This is a genomic window from Desulfuromonadales bacterium (assembly GCA_035620395.1).
Lineage (GTDB): Bacteria > Desulfobacterota > Desulfuromonadia > Desulfuromonadales > DASPGW01 > DASPGW01.
Genome location: DASPGW010000113.1, coordinates 1 through 16,668, shown reverse-complemented (window position 1 = coordinate 16,668; position 16,668 = coordinate 1). Strand labels below are relative to the sequence as shown.

19 protein-coding genes are annotated in these 16,668 nt (G+C 62.4%); 3 read left to right on the top strand and 16 right to left on the bottom strand.

Features of this window, described 5'->3' with window-relative positions:
• Nucleotides 1-26: 26 nt before the first annotated feature.
• The 5 genes from VD811_06330 to VD811_06310 form a co-directional block, all read right to left on the bottom strand.
• Nucleotides 27-2,081, bottom strand: coding sequence for a penicillin-binding transpeptidase domain-containing protein (locus VD811_06330; protein HXV20588.1), 2,055 nt, complete (start codon nt 2,079-2,081; stop codon nt 27-29).
• A complete protein-coding gene (locus VD811_06325) occupies nt 2,081-2,398 on the bottom strand; it encodes a cell division protein FtsL (protein HXV20587.1) in 318 nt (105 codons plus the stop codon). Before VD811_06325 ends, VD811_06330 begins: the two co-directional genes overlap by 1 nt.
• A gap of 46 nt (nt 2,399-2,444) precedes the next feature.
• The gene (gene rsmH / locus VD811_06320) at nt 2,445-3,389 is read right to left on the bottom strand and encodes a 16S rRNA (cytosine(1402)-N(4))-methyltransferase RsmH (protein HXV20586.1); all 945 of its coding nucleotides are present in this window, start codon (nt 3,387-3,389) and stop codon (nt 2,445-2,447) included.
• A gap of 3 nt (nt 3,390-3,392) precedes the next feature.
• The gene (gene mraZ, locus VD811_06315) at nt 3,393-3,839 is read right to left on the bottom strand and encodes a division/cell wall cluster transcriptional repressor MraZ (protein ID HXV20585.1); all 447 of its coding nucleotides are present in this window, start codon (nt 3,837-3,839) and stop codon (nt 3,393-3,395) included.
• Nucleotides 3,840-4,017: 178 nt separating this feature from the next.
• Nucleotides 4,018-5,277, bottom strand: coding sequence for a CNNM domain-containing protein (locus VD811_06310; GenBank protein HXV20584.1), 1,260 nt, complete (start codon nt 5,275-5,277; stop codon nt 4,018-4,020).
• Between the two features lie 151 nt (nt 5,278-5,428).
• Here VD811_06310 and ligA point away from each other — a divergent pair, with 151 nt between their 5' ends.
• Both ligA and VD811_06300 read left to right on the top strand, forming a co-directional pair.
• The gene (gene ligA, locus VD811_06305; protein HXV20583.1) at nt 5,429-7,450 is read left to right on the top strand and encodes an NAD-dependent DNA ligase LigA; all 2,022 of its coding nucleotides are present in this window, start codon (nt 5,429-5,431) and stop codon (nt 7,448-7,450) included.
• Nucleotides 7,447-7,725 carry an acylphosphatase gene (locus VD811_06300; protein HXV20582.1) on the top strand — a complete coding sequence of 93 codons (279 nt, stop codon included), beginning with the start codon at nt 7,447-7,449 and terminating at the stop codon, nt 7,723-7,725. Before ligA ends, VD811_06300 begins: the two co-directional genes overlap by 4 nt.
• Before the next feature lie 44 nt (nt 7,726-7,769).
• Here VD811_06300 and rsmI read toward each other — a convergent pair whose 3' ends face one another.
• The 4 genes from rsmI to VD811_06280 form a co-directional block, all read right to left on the bottom strand.
• Nucleotides 7,770-8,615, bottom strand: a complete 846-nt coding sequence (gene rsmI, locus VD811_06295; GenBank protein ID HXV20581.1) for a 16S rRNA (cytidine(1402)-2'-O)-methyltransferase — start codon at nt 8,613-8,615, stop codon at nt 7,770-7,772.
• Between the two features lie 75 nt (nt 8,616-8,690).
• Entirely contained in the window at nt 8,691-10,646 is a 1,956-nt protein-coding gene (locus VD811_06290; protein ID HXV20580.1) for an NAD(+) synthase, read from the bottom strand.
• A 117-nt stretch (nt 10,647-10,763) separates the two neighbouring features.
• Complete coding sequence (locus VD811_06285; GenBank protein HXV20579.1) at nt 10,764-11,126, bottom strand: YraN family protein; 363 nt, start codon at nt 11,124-11,126, stop codon at nt 10,764-10,766.
• Nucleotides 11,123-11,761 (bottom strand): ribonuclease HII, encoded by a 639-nt coding sequence (locus tag VD811_06280; protein ID HXV20578.1) that lies wholly within the window; start codon nt 11,759-11,761, stop codon nt 11,123-11,125. Before VD811_06280 ends, VD811_06285 begins: the two co-directional genes overlap by 4 nt.
• Nucleotides 11,762-11,860: 99 nt before the next feature.
• On the opposite strand from VD811_06280, the gene VD811_06275 reads away from it, so the two are divergent.
• On the top strand, nt 11,861-12,049 hold the full coding sequence (locus VD811_06275; protein HXV20577.1) for a hypothetical protein: 189 nt from the start codon (nt 11,861-11,863) through the stop codon (nt 12,047-12,049).
• Nucleotides 12,050-12,126: 77 nt separating this feature from the next.
• Here VD811_06275 and rplS read toward each other — a convergent pair whose 3' ends face one another.
• The 7 genes from rplS to ffh form a co-directional block, all read right to left on the bottom strand.
• Nucleotides 12,127-12,474 carry a 50S ribosomal protein L19 gene (gene rplS / locus VD811_06270; GenBank protein HXV20576.1) on the bottom strand — a complete coding sequence of 116 codons (348 nt, stop codon included), beginning with the start codon at nt 12,472-12,474 and terminating at the stop codon, nt 12,127-12,129.
• 145 nt (nt 12,475-12,619) lie between these two features.
• Complete coding sequence (locus tag VD811_06265; protein ID HXV20575.1) at nt 12,620-13,183, bottom strand: RNA methyltransferase; 564 nt, start codon at nt 13,181-13,183, stop codon at nt 12,620-12,622.
• Nucleotides 13,180-13,923 carry a tRNA (guanosine(37)-N1)-methyltransferase TrmD gene (trmD, locus tag VD811_06260; protein HXV20574.1) on the bottom strand — a complete coding sequence of 248 codons (744 nt, stop codon included), beginning with the start codon at nt 13,921-13,923 and terminating at the stop codon, nt 13,180-13,182. Before trmD ends, VD811_06265 begins: the two co-directional genes overlap by 4 nt.
• Entirely contained in the window at nt 13,913-14,449 is a 537-nt protein-coding gene (rimM, locus tag VD811_06255; protein HXV20573.1) for a ribosome maturation factor RimM, read from the bottom strand. The genes trmD and rimM overlap by 11 nt, the downstream gene beginning before the upstream one ends.
• A complete protein-coding gene (locus tag VD811_06250) occupies nt 14,449-14,682 on the bottom strand; it encodes a KH domain-containing protein (GenBank protein ID HXV20572.1) in 234 nt (77 codons plus the stop codon). The genes rimM and VD811_06250 overlap by 1 nt, the downstream gene beginning before the upstream one ends.
• A 51-nt stretch (nt 14,683-14,733) precedes the next feature.
• A complete protein-coding gene (gene rpsP, locus VD811_06245) occupies nt 14,734-15,003 on the bottom strand; it encodes a 30S ribosomal protein S16 (GenBank protein ID HXV20571.1) in 270 nt (89 codons plus the stop codon).
• Between the two features lie 99 nt (nt 15,004-15,102).
• On the bottom strand, nt 15,103-16,455 hold the full coding sequence (gene ffh, locus VD811_06240) for a signal recognition particle protein (GenBank protein HXV20570.1): 1,353 nt from the start codon (nt 16,453-16,455) through the stop codon (nt 15,103-15,105).
• Nucleotides 16,456-16,668: the final 213 nt, after the last annotated feature.

Sequence of the window (16,668 nt, the reverse complement as noted above, 5' to 3'; positions counted from 1 at the left end):
CCTCGCCCGGAAAAGTCAAAGGGATTTTAACTGGGTGGTTCCAGCCTGACCCAAACCTCGTTGCCGTAACTGATCGGCTGGCCGGCGGCGGGGGACTGATCAACAACGCGGCCGGTACCTCCCAACTTGATGTTGATGCCGGTACGCACCATTTCCTGCACAACCTGCCGATAACTCATGCCGATACAATTGGGCATGAGCGGGGCGGTGGTTACCTCCGCCGGCAAACCTTCGTCTCCAGTTACACTTTCGACTCCGGCTTCGCCGTCGCGTCCAGCCTCATTTTCACTTTCAGTCTCCGCTTTCGCGACAGCCGCAGACGCCTCTGCGTCGGCCTCCAGCATCGCCTTAACCTGCTCGATCGTCGGCAGGGGGGTTTCCTCAACCGGCAGGGTCGGTTTCACCTTCAGATACTGCAGGGCCTGCGACGCAAGCCGGGAAAAGACCGGTGCCGCCACCAGACCACCATAGACCTCGCCGTCCGGCTCATCCATGACGACGAGGATCACCAGGCGCGGCGCCTCGGCCGGAACGAAACCGACGAACGAGGAGACGCGCTTGTCAACCGAATAGCCGCCGGTCACCGGATCGGCTTTCTGGGCCGTCCCGGTTTTGCCGGCCACCCGGAAACCCGGCACGGTAGCGAGAGTACCCGTCCCCCCCTCTTCGGTCGTCATCGACATCAGTTCTCGCACCTGGCGGGCGACATCGGCAGAAACTACACGGCGCACGACCCGGGGCTCGTTCTGCTCCTGGGTTTCACCGTAGCTGTTGACCACCCGTTCCACTACATAGGGGGCCATCAGATTGCCGCCGTTGGCGATGGCAGCCGTGGCGGCGGCAAGCTGCAGGGGGGTTACCGTTACACCCTGGCCGAAGGAGATGGCGGCCAGATCGATCTCGAACCACTGTGACGGCTTGCGCACCAGGCCGGTCACCTCGCCAGGCAGATCAATGCCGGTCCTGGCGCCGAAGCCGAAATCGGTGATGTAGCGATGAAAACGTTCCCGCTCCAGAGTCTTGCCGATCTTGGCGAAGCCGATATTGGAGCTGACCTTGAGGATCTCCGCCACTGTCAGCCGGCCATGGGGGTGATGGTCGCGAATCACCTTGCCGCCGACCTTGAAGGATCCCTGCTCGCAGTCTATCGTCTGATTCAGTCGGACCACCCCCTCATTGAGAGCGGCGGCGAGGAGAAACAGCTTGAAGGTGGACCCGGGCTCGAAAGTGTCGCAGAGGGAGCGGTTTCGCCACTGGCTGGGACGGTAGCGGTTGAAAGCGTTGGGATTGTAGTCGGGCTGGCTGGCCATGGCCAGCACCTTGCCGGTTCCGGGATCGAGCACCACCACCGTGCCGGCCTTGGCCCTGGCTTTGCGCACGCCGGCGGCCAACTCTTTTTCAGCAATATATTGCAGGTTCTTGTCGATGGTCAGGTAAACGTCACTGCCGCGCGCCTCGCCCTTGATCACCGGGCCGCTCGAGCCGATACCCCGGCCCAAGGCGTCGCGTTCGGTCACCAGATAGCCGCCCTGTCCCAGAATCACCGAATCGTACTTCAATTCGATTCCCTCGAGACCCTCAGGGTCGAGGCCGGTGAAGCCGATGACCTGGGCGCCGATTTCCGAATTGGGGTAAAACCGTCGATGCTCGCGGATGAAATTCACCCCGTCGAAGCCGAGCGCCCGAACCTGCTCGCTTTCGCGCGGGGTTACCTGGCGTTTGAGCCAGAGGAAGCCGCGTTTGGATTCGAGTTTGGCCCTGACCGCCGCTGGCTGGAGCGAGAGAGTCGAGGCGAGTGCACTGGCCGCTCGCGCCGGCTCGGTGACTTTGGTCGGCTCGATATAGATGGAATCGACCTCGACGCTCACTGCCAGCTCCTCGCCGTTGTGATCATAGATGGTTCCCCGCTGGGGGGCCAGCGGAATGACTTTCTGATGCTGCCGCTCAGCCCGTTTCCGCCACTCTTCCTGGTTCAGCACCTGGAGATGAAAGGCCCGCACGCCGATCAGAATGAAGGCGACAACAAAGCCGATCCCTACCAGTCGGATGCGGAGTCGAGTCCACTTCTCCGGCCGGTCCATTAATCGACAGTGACTACCTGGGCAAGAGTCGGCAGCCGCAGCCCCAGCTCAGTGAGGGCGACCTGCTCGATGCGGCCGGGGTGACGCAGGCTGGCCGCTTCCAGGGTGAGTCGCCGGCTCTCCTGCTGCATCGAGCGCAGGCGCCCTTCAAGGCTCGAGATGTCATATTCGAGATTGACCACCTGCAGGCGGGACCAGACGAAGAAGATGGAAATTCCCATCAGCACGGCAACAAAGACCAGAAGAGGAAAGAGCCTCGGTTGCTGCAGGGGAATGCCGTGGATCCGGGGGATGTTTCTTGCTATGACGCCGGCCATAATGCCCTCCATCAAATTCATGTCCCCGCTGCCGGGGAACAGTCAGCTAAATACGGCGAACCGCCCGAAGTACAGCGCTGCGTGCCCGGGGGTTGGCCTCCACTTCGGCGTCCGTCGCCCGTACCCCCTTGCGGGTCAACAACTCAAGGCGCGGGCGATGGTTGCAGACACAGGCAGGGAGGCGAGGCGGACAGATGCACCCTTTGGCCTCCTCTTGGAAAAACCGCTTGACGATGCGGTCTTCAAGGGAATGGAAGCTGATGACAACCAGCCTGCCGCCGGGCTTTAAAAGAACGATGGCCTCCGCAATCCCCCGGGAGACGTGCTCCAGTTCCTGGTTGACCTGAATCCGCAGGGCCTGGAAGACCCGCGTGGCCGGGTGAATCCTGGCCGGGGCCTTGCCTCCCGGCACCGTATCGCGAACCAGTTCGGCCAGTTGCCGGGTCGTGGTCAAGGGGTGCTGCTGCCTGACCTGCACGATCCGTCGGGCGATGCGCCCGGCCCAGCGCTCCTCGCCATATTCACGGAAGATGCGGGTTAGTTCTTCGGCGGCGGCGGTATTGACCAGGTCGGCGGCGGTCGGTCCGTGGGTGGGGTCCATGCGCATGTCGAGCGGCGCTTCGCCACGGAAGGAGAACCCCCGGCTCGCCTCATCGAGCTGGTGCGAGGAGACGCCCAGATCGAGAAGCATACCGTCGAGACCGTTGATGCCGAGTTCGGTTAGCACCCCGGTGGCTTCGGAAAAATTCCGGTGTCGCAACACTACCCGGTCGCCGAATGGGGCAAGAACCTCGGCAGCTTTGCGCAGCGCCGAGGGATCCCGGTCAAGTCCGATCAGCCGGCCATCGGGAGCCGATGCTTCGAGAATCAGCCGGGCATGCCCGCCGCCACCCACCGTGCCATCGAGGTAGATGCCGCCGGGCACCGGGTCGAGCAATGCCAGAACTTCCTCAGGCAGGACGGAAAGATGGCTGAAGGTGGCGGCCTCCACGGGTCAGAACCCGAAATCGGCAACCACCTGCGGGTCGGCCTGGAGCAGCGCCTGCGAACGACGGCTGACCTCGGCGTAGCGCACCTGGCTGTGAAGCTCGATCTTGTCGATAAGGCCCACGACCACGATTTCCTTCTCCAGCCCGGCGAAGGTGCGTAGTGCCTGGGGGATCTGGATGCGGCCCTGCTTGTCGAAGGTGCATTCGGTGGCCGGAGCGAGGATCACGCGGACCATCGCGGCCTTGTTGGGGCTCGGGGGGCTCTTCTCGACCCGCTCCCGGATCTGTTCCCAGACCGGCACCGGGTAGGCCGTCAGACCGTCTTCCAGGTTCTTGGTCACCACCACGCGTTCGTCGCCATAGGCGCCGACGAGCACCTCCCGGAACCTGGCCGGAATGCTCGCCCGCCCCTTGGGGTCGATGCTGTTGATGTACTCGCCCTGGAAGCTCATATTTTCATCTCATGGGATAATTTGACACCGTTCCCCACTGTTTGGGCAAATATAGTCCCCACCCCCCACCTTGTCAAGGAGATTTTCTATTTTTTAAGGGGTTAGGTGACCGGTAAAAGAAAGGCCTCCCTGTCAGGGAGGCCAGAAAAAATGGAAAGGAAAGGTGCAGGGAAGGAGCTTACTTTTCCGGCGGCGCAGCCAGCACCATCTCGATCTCCTCGATGCGGCGGTCGACTACCTTGCGGACGATGAAAGAGGTGCCGTTCGCTTCGCAGCTGTCCCCCTCCTGGGGGATGGTCCCCATGGTGCGCAGCAGGAATCCGGCCAGGGTGTTGGCATGCTCCTCGGAGAGCTGCAGTCCGAAGCGGCGGTTGATGGTGCGCAGCGAGGCGCTGCCGTCGACCAGATAACGGCCGGGGGCGATTTCGCGGAAGAGGGCCTCCTCCACCACGTCGTATTCGTCCTCGATTTCGCCGACAATCTCCTCGAAGATGTCCTCCAGGGTGACGATCCCTTCGACGCCGCCGTATTCGTCAACCACCACCGCCAGGTGGACCCGCTTGCGGCGAAAGGACTGCAGCAGGGTTGCGATCCGCTTCGAGTCGGGAACGAAGTACGGCGGGCGGGCGATGGCGCGCAGGTCGAAGGCTTGCGGCGTGCCGACGTAGTTGAGGATATCCTTGGAATGGATAATGCCGATGATGCTGTCGAGGCTCCCCTCGTAAACCGGGAAGCGTGAATGGCGGGAGTTCCGGGCGATCTGCAGCGCATCTTCGAAGGAGATGTTCACCTCGACTCCCACCACCTCGGTGCGCGGAATCATCACGTCGCGGACCCGGATCTGGGAGAGTTCGAAGACGCCGTGCAGCATGCGGCGCTGCTCCCTGGCGACGACGCCGGTCTCCTCCCCCATGGTGATGATGGAGCGGATCTCGTCCTCGGAGAGGGCCGGGCGCTCCTCTTCCCTCCCGAAGAGGCGGTTCAACACCCGGGGGATGGCGGTCACCATCCAGACTACGGGGGTCAGCAGCCAGAGGACGCCGAGAATGGGGCGCAGCACCGCAAAGGAGACTTTCTCCGGAAAGCGGGCGGCGTAGGCCTTGGGGCTGATCTCCGAGAAGATCAGCAGGATCGGGGTTAGAATGAGGATGGTGAGGAGTTCGCCGCGGTCGCCGAAAAACTGGACGAGGAGGGTGGTGGCGAAAACCGAGGCGGCGATGTTGACCAGGTTGTTCCCGACCAGGATGGTGCCGAGCAGCCGGTCGGGCTGGGCGAGCAGGGCTTCGAGATGGGCGGCGCCGGGGCGCTTCTTCTGCACCAGATACTTCACCCGCAACCGGTCCAGCGACATGAGGGCGGTTTCCGAGCCGGAGAAGAAGGCGGAGAGAGCAAGCAGGATGGTCAGGCCGAGCAGGTGCAGCAGGTGGTCTTGCGGCATTAATGGGTCTCCCGATCATGAAATCTGGCTGGAGTTTACCCCAAGGCCCGCTGGATTACAACGGAGTATGGGCGCAAACATTGAAAGAATACGCCCTCTGTGCTATAGAAAACCACACCTTGCCTATTGTCGCCCTCATCCAGGATCACCAATGACCAAAGAGCAAGCCAGAAGTCGTCATGCCGAGCTGTGCAGCGAATTGCACCGCCACAATCACCTCTATTACGTTCTCGACCGGCCAGAGATCTCTGACGCCGAATACGATCGGCTTTTCCGCGAACTGCTCGAACTGGAGCAAACCTTCCCCGAGCTGGTCTCCCCTGACTCTCCCTCGCAGCGGGTCGGCGCCCCGCCGCTGGAGAAATTCGAGCAGGTCCATCACTCCCTGCCGATGCTCTCCCTTAACAACCGCAAGAGCGAGGGAGAATTCCGCGAGTTCGACGGCCAGGTTCACCGCTTTCTTTCCGTGCCGGCCGATGCGGCGATCGAATACGTCTGCGAGATGAAGATGGACGGCGTGGCGGTCGAACTGGTCTACCGCGACGGCCGCCTGGTTAACGGCTCCACCCGTGGCGATGGAACGGTCGGCGAAAAAATCCTCGAAAATCTGAAAACCATCCCAGCCATCCCGCTGGTGCTGCGCCCCCCCTTTCCGGCACTGCTGGAGGTGCGAGGCGAGGTCTACATCGACACCGCCGAGTTCCAGCGCTGGAATCGCGAACTGGAGGAAAGCGGCCAGGCCACCTTCGCCAACCCGCGCAATGCCGCCGCCGGCAGCCTGCGCCAGCTCGATTCGCACGTGACCGCTCTCCGCCCCCTGAACATATTCTGCTACGGGGTAGGCCTCGTGGAAGGCGCCCTGCCCGAGCGCCACAGCGAACTGCTCCAGGCTTTGCAGTCCTGGGGCCTGCGGGTCAACCTGGACGGGAGCAAGGTGGTCAGCGGCACAGAGGGCGTCCTCGAATATTACGGTGAGCTCCTGCGGCGCCGGGACAATCTTCCCTTTGAAATCGACGGCGTCGTGGTGAAGGTCAACCGGCTCGCCTGGCAGACGGACCTGGGTGAAGTCTCCCGGCGTCCGCGCTGGGCGGTCGCCTTCAAGTTCCCCCCGCGCCAGGCGGAAACCGTCCTGCTGGAGGTCCAGCTGCAGGTAGGGCGAACCGGAGCGATCACCCCGGTGGCGATTCTGCGCCCCGTTGAGATCTCCGGCGTCACCGTCTCGCGCGCCAGCCTGCACAACTGGGACGAGATCGCCCGGCTCGGGGTGAGAGTCGGTGACCGGGTGGTGGTGGAGCGGGCGGGCGACGTCATCCCTGACGTGGTCGAGGCGCTGACCGCAAAGCGTACCGGCGAGGAGCAGGAGATCCCGCTGCCCGAACACTGTCCCGCATGCGGGGGGAACGTCAAAAAAGAGCAGAACGAAGTAATTCCCCGCTGCCAAAACCAGGCGTGCCCGGCGAAGATCAAGGAATCCATCCGCCATTTCGCCTCCAGAAACGCCATGGACATCGACGGGCTCGGAGACAGGTATATCGATCAGCTGTTGAATCTCGGTCTGGTCAGGGACGTCGCTGATCTATATTCGCTGACGACGGAAGATTTTTTCAGGTTTGAGCGCATGGGCGACAAACTCGCTGCAAACCTGCTGAATGCCATTGAAAAAAGCAAATCCAGGCCTCTCCACAAATTCATTTATGCCCTTGGCATCCGGAATGTCGGCGAGCATACCGCCAAAATCCTGGCCTCCCAGTTCGGGACGCTGGAAAATCTGTTGCGGGCAAATTTCGATGAACTGAAAACCCTGTACGAAATTGGCCCAATCGTCGCCAAAAGCATCGTCGATTTTTTCCAGTCGGATGAAAACACCAACGTGATTCACAAGCTGCTGGCCCGTGGAGTTTCACCTGCCGGGGGCGTGCGCCGCGCGGGCGGACCCCTTACCGGCAAAACCTTCGTCTTCACCGGTACGATGCCAACCCTCGGACGCAAGGAGGGGCAGGAGATGGTCGAGCGACTGGGGGGCCGGGCGGCCGGCTCGGTGAGCAGGAAGACCGACTACGTGGTTGCCGGCGAAGAAGCAGGGAGCAAGCTGGACAAGGCCCGGGAACTGGGCATCAGCATACTCAACGAAGAGGAGTTCCGGCGATTGCTGGAAAAGGAGGGTGGCCAATGAGACCTGTAAGAGCGACGGTGCGCATCCGGGGGGTTGTTCAGGGGGTCAATTTCCGCTACTTCACCCGCCGCACCGCTCTGGAGCACCATCTCACCGGCTGGGTACGCAATTTGCCCGACGGCGATGTGGAAGCCGTCTTCGAAGGACGGGAATCGGACGTGCGCAAGGTGATCGAGTGGTGCCACGATGGGCCCAGCGGCGCCCGGGTCGACGAGATCCTTATCGATTGGGAAGACTATCGGGGGGAGTTCAACGATTTCGAAGTAAGGCGGTAGCACAGAGAACAGCGGACGGCAATATTGTCTTCTGCCTTCTGTCTTCAGTTTTCGTCCTTCATCGCCAGCGCTCGCCGGTAGACTTCGTCCCCCGGCAGACCGAACTCCTTCGCCACCTGCTTGACCGCCTGCCGTAGCGGCAGCCCCTCGTCACGGAGTTTCCCCAGCGCCTCTTCCACCGTGGCGCCGGCAGCAGCAGGCTCCGCCGCGCCGGCGGCAGCCGGCGCCACCAGCAGGACGATCTCCCCGCGGATGCGGCCAGCGCCGAAATGCTCGACCGCCGCCGCCGCCGTCCCCCTGAACAGCTCCTCGTGCAGCTTGGTCAACTCCCGGGCCACCGCCACCTCCCGCTCCGCCCCCATTTCCTCGCAAATTTCCCGCAGGGTCGCCTGCAGCCGGTGGGGCGCCTCGTAGAATATCGTGGTCCGCGACTCGGCCCGCAGTTGCCGCAGCGCCTCACGGCGCGCCTTGCTGCGGGCTGGAAGAAACCCCTCGAAGGCAAAACGCTCGGTCGGCAGGCCGGAGACAGCCAGTGCGGCGACCACTGCCGAAGGACCGGGGACGGCGAGCACCGGTATCCCCTCGTCCCGGCAGCGGCGCACCAGCAGAAAGCCTGGATCGGAGATGGCTGGGGTGCCGGCATCGGAGATGAGTGCCACCGACCTTCCCGCCCGCAGTTGTTCGAGCAGACGTTCGCCCTTTAGCGCTTCGTTGTGTTCGAAGTAGGAGGTGAGGGGTGTATCGATGCCGTAATGGCTGAAGAGTTTGCGGCTGTGTCGGGTGTCTTCGGCCGCCACCAGGTCGACCTCTCTCAGGATGCGCAGGGCGCGAAAGGTCATATCTTCGAGGTTGCCGATGGGCGTAGCGACAAGGTAGAGGGTACCGGACATACTGGCCGTGGCTGGTGATTGGTGTGGGGGCGCCCCTTGTGGGTGCCCCGAAACAGGCAGGCACAAGACCTGCTCCTACATATCCTCCTTCAACCCTTCCAGGTCCGCGAGCCATAACGCCACGCTGGCGTCGCTCGGCATCCGCCAATCGCCACGCGGCGAGAGTGCCACACTACCCACCTTCGGGCCATCCGGCAGGCAGGAGCGCTTGAACTGCTGGGAGAAGAAGCGGCGGTAAAAGGTCTCGAGCCAGAGATGGATCTCCGCAGCGGAGAACTCGCCGGCGAAGGCCTCGCGTGCCAGTCGCAGGACCTTACGGGGAGCGAACTGCAGGCGCACGACGTGATAGAGGAAGAAGTCGTGCAGCCGGTACGGGCCGATATGGTCTTCGGTCATCTGGCCGATCTCGCCGTATTCGTTCGGCGGCAGCAGTTCGGGGGAAACCGGGGTAGCGCAAATGTCGGAGAGGACGGCGGCGGTTTCGCCGGTGAACTCCGCCTCGGCGCACCAGGAAACGAGGTAGCGCACCAGGGTCTTGGGCACCCCGGCATTGACGCCGTACATCGACATATGGTCGGCGTTGTAGGTGCACCAGCCGAGGGCGAGTTCAGAGAGATCGCCGGTGCCTATCACCAGACCGCCGACCTGGTTCGCCACATCCATGAGGATCTGGGTGCGCTCCCGGGCCTGGGCATTCTCGAAGGTGATGTCATGCACCTCCTCGCGGTGGCCGATGTCGGCAAAATGCTGGCGCACTGCCGCGTTGATCGGGATCACCCGCAAGCTCACGCCGAGCAGTTGTGCCAGACGCTCGGCGTTGCCCCGGGTGCGCGCCGTGGTGCCGAAGCCGGGCATGGTCACGGCGACGATGCCGCGATGGTCGAGCCCCAGCTTGTCGAAGGCCTTGGTCGTCACCAGCAGGGCGAGGGTCGAGTCGAGCCCGCCTGAAATGCCGAGTACCGCCTTCGTTCCCCCGGTGTGCAGCAGCCTTTTGGCCAGCCCGGTGACCTGCAGGGAGAAAATCTCCTGGCAGCGGTGGGTTCTTTCCTCTTCTGCAGACGGGACGAAGGGGGTAGCGGAGACAGGGCGCCGAAGACGATCGGCGGCGGCATCCGGCAGGGGGAATGGAATGAACCGGAAAGAACCATCGGTTCGGCTGGCGCCGTAGGTGTTGTTCTTCCGTCGCTCCCCGACCAGGCGCTCAATATCGATGTCGGCGACAGCCAACTGGGTGTCGAAACGAAAGCGTTCCGTCTCGGCCAGCAGCAGGCCGTTTTCGGCAATCAGGGAATGGCCGGAGTAGACCAGATCGGTGCTTGACTCGCCGGGGCCGGCCGAAGCATAGGCGTAAACCGCCAGGCAGCGGGCCGACTGGGAGAGGACGAGGGCGCGCCGGTACTCCTCCTTGCCCAGCAACTCGGGGCTGGCCGATAGATTCAGCAGAAGCGTCGCCCCCCGCATCGCCATCCGGCCGCTCGGCGGTTCGACCGACCAGGCGTCCTCGCAGATTTCGACGCCGACGACACAGTCAGGCATTGACTCGGCCCGAAAGAGCAGATCCGGGCCAAAGGGGATCATCTGTCCGTCCCACTCGAGAACGTCAGCCGCAAGCTCTCGGGACGAAGAGAACCAGCGCTCCTCGTAGAACTCTTGGGTATTGGGAAGAAATGTTTTGGGAATGATGCCAAGGATACGCCCGGAGGCAATGAAAACGCCGCAGTTGAACAACCGCCCCCCCTGGGCCACCGGAGCTCCGACCACCACGGTCGCCCGGCGGCCGGCCGTCGCCCGGGTAATCCGGCGCAGTGCCTGCCGCGCCTGCTCGATCAGCAGCGGCTGAAAGAAGAGGTCGCCGCAGGTATAAGCGGTAACGCAGAGTTCAGGAAAAAGCAGAAAGCGGCAGTCCTGGGATTCGGCAGCCTCGATCGCCCGGCAGATGCGCTCTTCGTTGAAGGCGACATCGGCCACTCGCAGTTCGGGCGCGACCACCCCGATCCTGACCATCCCCAGAGATAACAGAGACTCCACCATTTCCACCCGACCCTCCCGTTCAGCAAACCGGCGGCCGGAGCCAAACGGCTCGGCTGCCGGCAATTCTAGCGGCGTTTGGAGCAAAAAGCAAACCCGAAGGACTCGTCGCCGGTCGGCTCAGAGGCCGAAAGCATTGATGATATGCTCCACGCGCGCCCCCTGCCGTTCTGGTCGCACCGCCACCACGTCGAAGCGCGGCTGCATCCCCCTCCCCTTGCCGTCCCCCATATACCAGAGGGCAGTACGAATGATCTGCCGCTGTTTGGTCGGTCCGACAGCTTCCTGCGGCGTGCCGAATGCATCGCTGCGCCGGGTCTTGACCTCGACAAAGACCAGGGTCTTTCCCTGGCGAGCGACAATATCGATCTCGCCCACCGGGGTACGCAGATTGCGCTCGACAATCGTCATCCCGAGCCGCCGTAAAAAACGCGCGGCCTCCTCTTCCCCCCAGCGGCCAAGACTCAGGCGCTCCTCGGTCATGCCCGCTCCAGATGCTCGCGCACACCGCGGAAGGTACGGCGGTGCAGAGGAGATGGCCCCAAGCGAGCGATCGTCTCCAGATGCTGGGCGGAACCATATCCCTTGTGGCCGGCAAAACCGTAACCGGGATAAAGCCGGTCATAGGCGATCATCATCCGGTCGCGGACCACCTTGGCCATGATCGAGGCGGCGGCAATCGAGGCAGAGCGGGCATCCCCCTGCCTGATGGTTTTCTGCGGCAGGGGTAGCGGGACCGGCGTGATACCGTCGACGAGCAGATAGTCGGCGGCCTGGCGCAACCGGCGCACTGCCAGGCTCATTGCCTTGAGGGTTGCCTGCAGGATGTTCAGCTCATCGATCTCGGCCGCTGCAACAATGCCGACGCCGACTGCAGCCTGCTGCCTGATCTGGAAAAAGAGCCGCTGCCGAACCGCCGCAGACAACTGCTTCGAATCGTTGAGGCCGGGCAGCTCGAATTGCTCGGGCAGGATCACTGCCGCTGCCACCACGGGGCCGGCCAGGGGTCCCCGGCCAGCTTCGTCCACTCCGGCGATCAGCCGATACCCCAGCGCCCTGGTCCGGCTCTCGAACTGCAGGGGTGAGCGTTCCACTCGGGGAAAAAGATCGAGAGTCAACCGACACCTCTCAGGAAAAATTCCAGCTGGATTTCACCGACGCCATGGTATACACTATGTTACCGAACTCATTATAAACAGCCAAAGGAGGAGTTTCTGATGGAGTCTGTTTTCATTGTATTGGCCGTGGCCGGCTACTTCGGTTTTCTGATTGACTGGAAGGAGCTGCGAGACGTGCTCAAGCAGGGGGGATGGGCGGCTCTCGCCTTTTACTGCTTGATCGGTATTTTCATCTTCGTCGCCATGGCGGCCCCGCACGCCGCCAGCGTGCCCACAGTGCCCCATTAATACGGCGCATTCGTTTGATATAAGCTATCCTGGACAAGAAAAGCCCCGGCCAATTGCCGGGGCTTTTTTTTTCACTATCAGGCGTAGCGCTTCTCGCGAATCCTGGCCGCCTTGCCCTGCAGTTTGCGCAGATAGTAGAGCTTGGCCCGGCGAACGTGGCCAATCGTCATCACCTCGATCTTCTCGACGGCAGGGGAGTGGAGGGCAAACACCCTCTCAACCCCGACGCCGTCAGAGATCTTGCGCACAGTGAAGGTGGAGCCGGCGCCGTTGTTCATCCGTTTGATACAGACACCCTGATAGACCTGGATGCGCTGTTTGTCACCCTCGACAATCTTGACGTGCACCCGCAGGGTGTCCCCCGCCTTGAAGATCGGGATGTTCTTTTTAATGTGTTCCATGCCCAGACGATCGATGATATTCATGTCTTTCCTCCTCTATTTCGATCCGTTTCTGTTTTCCGAGATATGTCGGATAGGTTTGCACTTTCAAAGGCATCGATGACTCATGCCCATTCCGGCACCGTTGCCGACCGGCAGCAGAGCATGCCAGATTTTTACCGGCAGGCGCTCAGCTGCACATTTCGCCGACCAGACGATCGAGAATGATGGCCGCGGCGGCCCGCACCGGCAGATGATTGTAGTCACCAGCCCCGCGCACCGGCGCCAGTACCGGCCAGTCCCGCTCGAACAGTTCGGGCGCCAGCCCCCAGCCGGTGCCGAACACAAGCAGCAGCGGGTGCTCCTGCGCCAAGGCGCGACAGGTGGCGAACGATATGCCGTCAGATCGGGACGCCCCCGTCAGTACCGGCAACGCCGCAGAGCCCGCCTGTGCCCGCCAGTCTGCCAGGGCGGCCTCCAGATCAGCTGTCATCGTCACCAGCGACAGGGCCTCGCCGCGGTCCGGGTTGTAGCCGGCACCGAAACCTTCACGCCAATGGTCGAGGATGCGGGCGATCAACAGCTGCTGTTCCGCGACCGGAGTGACGACATAATAACGGCAGACGCCGTAGGTGCGGGCCGTCCGGGCGATGTCGTGCAGATCGAGATTGGTGACCGCCGTCGTTACCCGGTCGCCGCGCCGGTCGAGAACCGGATGATGGACCAGGGCCACCGCCAGCGGTTGCCTGCTCATGCTCCTTCGCCCTGCATTTCGTGTCGCAGTTCGTCGAGAATCCGTCGATCTGCATCCGTCAGCCTGGCCGTGGCCAGCAGGTCCGGACGCCGCTGCAGCGTCCGTTTCAGCTGTTCACGGCGGCGCCAACTGGCGATGGCCGCGTGGTTGCCGGAAAGCAGCACTTCCGGCACCCGCATGCCCAGGAATTCGACGGGGCGCGTGTAATGCGGATATTCAAGCAGGCCATCCGAGAAGGAATCTCCCAGGGCACTGCCGCTGCTCCCCAGCACCTCCGGCAGCAGCCGGGCGATGGCATCGATCATCACCATGGCGGGCAGCTCGCCGCCGGTGAGGACAAAGTCCCCCAACGAATACTCGGCATCCACCAGAGAGCGAATACGCTCGTCAAAGCCTTCGTAGCGGCCGCACACAAAAATCAACCCCGGCTCCTGCGCCAGGGCCCAGGCCTCGCGCTGGTCAAACCGCTTGCCCTGCGGGGTCATCAGCAGAACCCGCGAGGCGGGTGAATCCGATCGCAAAGCCGTCAGCGCCCGGGCAACCGGCTCCGGCTTCATGACCATGCCGTCGCCGCCGCCGCAGGGAGTATCGTCGGTCACCTTGTGCCGGCCTTCGGCCCAGTTCCGGAGATTGTGAGCGGCAAACCGGATCAACCCCCGCTCCACCGCCCGGCCGAGAATGCTCTCTTGCAGGGGCGACGTGAACATGCCGGGAAAGAGGGTCAGAACGTCAAATTTCATCTTTTTCCGGGACAAGACCGTCGGGGAGATCGACCAGCATGCGCCGTCCGTCACGGTCGATTTCCACGATGAACTCCTTCACCGCCGGAATCAGAACCTCACCGTAGCGACCGCGCACCACGTAGATGTCATGCGCGGCGGTACTGAACATCTCCTCAAGGACACCGAGATTGCCACGGCGCCGATCGACGACGCTCAGCCCCTCCAGTTCAAACCAGTAAAACTCATCATCCGTCAACGCAGGAAGCTCACCGCGGGGCATCAGCACCTCACACCCCACCATCGTCTGAGCTGCATCGATATTTTCGAACCCCTGCAATCTCAGCAGCACACTACCCTTGTGAGCCTTTACCGCAGCCACCCGACAGGGAATGAGTTCGCCCTGCCGACCACGGAGGCAGACTTCACGAGCAGCGAGCAGCGCCGACGGCTCATCCGTAATCGGATGCACCTTAAGATCACCACGCAGTCCGTGGGTCCCGGTCACCACCCCCAAACGCAGAAGCTCATCAGCCGCAGCGACCATCACTCCATGATCTGCAGGGTAGCGCGCTTGTTGACCCGCGTAGCCTTGGCGTTGAGCAGTGTGCGCATGGCCTTGGCAGTTCGCCCCTGCTTACCGATGATCCTCCCCATGTCCTCCTGAGCCGCAGCCAACTTGACGAGGATGCTGCCATCCTCACCCTGCTCCTCGGAGATGGTCACCGCTTCGGGATGTTCCACCAGGGATTTGGCGATGAATTCGATGAGTTCTTTCATGGAGTCCGTCCTTCGGAGAAAGGGATGCCCCACCTCGGTCGCCGGAGAAGCTTAGGCCTCTTTCGGCTGCTTGAATTTGGCCCAGATCCCCTGCTGGCGCAGCAATTGCCGCACGGTATCCGTGGGCTGGGCGCCCTTCTGCAGCCACTCGAGAGTGCGCTCCTCTTGCAGGGAAACCATCGGGGGATTCTGCTTGGGGTCGTACTGACCCAGGTTTTCGACGAAACGGCCGTCGCGCGGGGAGCGCTCATCGGCGACCACTACCTGGTAGAAAGGTTTTTTCTTGGCGCCGCCGCGGGCCAGTCTGATTTTCACGGACATGTGCTGTTCCTCCTGGTGTTTCGTGAACTCTGTTCAGGTATAAGTTATCAGGCTTCAGGAATCAGGGTTCAGGATTTTTCGATTCCTGGCTTCAGCCTGTCAAAACGGCAATCCGCCGCCGCGTCCCATCAGCCCCTTGAGTCCCTTGGGTCCAAGTTGCTGCATTTTTTTCATCATCTTCTGTGCTTCGGTAAAGCGCTTGATCAGCACGTTCACGTCCTGCACCGAAGTGCCGCTGCCGCGAGCGATGCGTAGCCGGCGCGAGCCGTTGAGGATGCGATGGTCCCGCCGCTCGGCAGGAGTCATGGAGTTGATAATCGCCTCGACCTTCTTCAGCTCCTTGTCAGGCAACTGCATTCCCTGGGCCTGACCGAGGGCCTTTCCGGCGCCGGGAATCAGTTTGAGGATAGACTCCATCGAGCCCATTTTCTTGATCGTCTTGAGCTGATCGCGAAAGGTCTCGAGATTGAACCCCTCCTGACGCAGTTGCTTCTGCATGGCTGCCGCCTGATCCTGGTCGATGGCGGACTGCGCCTTTTCGATCAGCGAGAGCACATCCCCCATGCCGAGAATGCGCTGCGCCATGCGGTCGGGATGGAATACCTCGAGGGCATCCATCTTCTCGCCGAGGCCAACCAGTTTTATCGTCTTGCCGGTCACCGCCCGGATGGAGAGAGCTGCGCCACCCCGGGCATCACCGTCCAGCTTGGTGAGAATGACACCGGTGAGCGCAAGCTTGCGGTCGAAACTCTCGGCCACGTTCACTGCGTCCTGACCGGTCATGGCGTCAGCGACCAGCAGAATTTCCCGCGGCGCGAGGGAAGCCTTGATCCGCACCAACTCATCCATCAGCGTCTCGTCGACGTGCAGACGTCCGGCGGTATCGAGAATCAGCGTGTCGTAGCCGTTGAGCTCTGCGAAACGGCGCGCCGCCTCGCAGATGGCGACCGGATCCAGCCCGGCGTGCGAGTCGAAAACCGGAATACCGAGTTGCCGGCCCACCGTCTTGAGCTGCTCGATGGCCGCCGGCCGGTAGATGTCGGCCGGCACCAGCAGCGGGTTGCGTTTTTCCTTGCGCAGCTTGAGCGCCAGCTTGCCACAGGTGGTCGTCTTGCCGGCGCCCTGCAGACCACAGAGCATGATCGGCACCGGCGGCCGGGCGGCCAGATCGAGATGATTCTCCACCCCCTCGCCCATCAGGCGCCCGAGTTCCTCGCGCACCACCTTGATGACCTGCTGGGCCGGAGTGAGGCTCTTCAGGACCTCCTGCCCGACCGCCCGCTCACGGACGGCGGCAACAAAGTCCTTGACCACGCGGAAGTTGACATCGGCCTCCAGGAGGACCAGACGGACTTCACGTAAAGCTTCCTGTATATTCTCTTCGGTCAGCCGGCCATGGCCGCGCAGTTTCTTGAAAACCGATTCGAATTTTTCCGTCAGATTGTCGAACATGTCAGACCTGGCGCTCCACTCTTCGAGCGTCGCAAAATACGGACTATAGTAAAGCGCCTGACCATTGTCAAGGAAAAACAAGGGAAAATCAGGGAGCTAAGACCGGCACACAGCACGTGTTCCCGACTCGCCGCAAAGATTCAGCTGGCGTCCAAACGCAGGTATTCCTGCCCCACCCTCCGGTAGATTTCGGCAGGCAAAAGCTCTTCCCGT

What these genes read in the sequence shown, in the direction of transcription:
- trmD (HXV20574.1), bottom strand. Translation starts at nt 13,923, where the DNA reads ATGAAATTTGACGTTCTGACCCTCTTTCCCGGCATGTTCACGTCGCCC.
- VD811_06290 (HXV20580.1), bottom strand. Translation starts at nt 10,646, where the DNA reads ATGGTGGAGTCTCTGTTATCTCTGGGGATGGTCAGGATCGGGGTGGTC.
- mraZ (HXV20585.1), bottom strand. Translation starts at nt 3,839, where the DNA reads ATGAGCTTCCAGGGCGAGTACATCAACAGCATCGACCCCAAGGGGCGG.
- VD811_06265 (HXV20575.1), bottom strand. Translation starts at nt 13,183, where the DNA reads ATGAGCAGGCAACCGCTGGCGGTGGCCCTGGTCCATCATCCGGTTCTC.
- VD811_06275 (HXV20577.1), top strand. Translation starts at nt 11,861, where the DNA reads ATGGAGTCTGTTTTCATTGTATTGGCCGTGGCCGGCTACTTCGGTTTT.
- rpsP (HXV20571.1), bottom strand. Translation starts at nt 15,003, where the DNA reads ATGTCCGTGAAAATCAGACTGGCCCGCGGCGGCGCCAAGAAAAAACCT.
- rimM (HXV20573.1), bottom strand. Translation starts at nt 14,449, where the DNA reads ATGGTCGCTGCGGCTGATGAGCTTCTGCGTTTGGGGGTGGTGACCGGG.
- VD811_06285 (HXV20579.1), bottom strand. Translation starts at nt 11,126, where the DNA reads ATGACCGAGGAGCGCCTGAGTCTTGGCCGCTGGGGGGAAGAGGAGGCC.
- ffh (HXV20570.1), bottom strand. Translation starts at nt 16,455, where the DNA reads ATGTTCGACAATCTGACGGAAAAATTCGAATCGGTTTTCAAGAAACTG.
- rsmI (HXV20581.1), bottom strand. Translation starts at nt 8,615, where the DNA reads ATGTCCGGTACCCTCTACCTTGTCGCTACGCCCATCGGCAACCTCGAA.
- VD811_06300 (HXV20582.1), top strand. Translation starts at nt 7,447, where the DNA reads ATGAGACCTGTAAGAGCGACGGTGCGCATCCGGGGGGTTGTTCAGGGG.
- rplS (HXV20576.1), bottom strand. Translation starts at nt 12,474, where the DNA reads ATGAATATCATCGATCGTCTGGGCATGGAACACATTAAAAAGAACATC.
- ligA (HXV20583.1), top strand. Translation starts at nt 5,429, where the DNA reads ATGACCAAAGAGCAAGCCAGAAGTCGTCATGCCGAGCTGTGCAGCGAA.
- VD811_06325 (HXV20587.1), bottom strand. Translation starts at nt 2,398, where the DNA reads ATGGCCGGCGTCATAGCAAGAAACATCCCCCGGATCCACGGCATTCCC.
- VD811_06330 (HXV20588.1), bottom strand. Translation starts at nt 2,081, where the DNA reads ATGGACCGGCCGGAGAAGTGGACTCGACTCCGCATCCGACTGGTAGGG.
- VD811_06250 (HXV20572.1), bottom strand. Translation starts at nt 14,682, where the DNA reads ATGAAAGAACTCATCGAATTCATCGCCAAATCCCTGGTGGAACATCCC.
- VD811_06310 (HXV20584.1), bottom strand. Translation starts at nt 5,277, where the DNA reads ATGCCGCAAGACCACCTGCTGCACCTGCTCGGCCTGACCATCCTGCTT.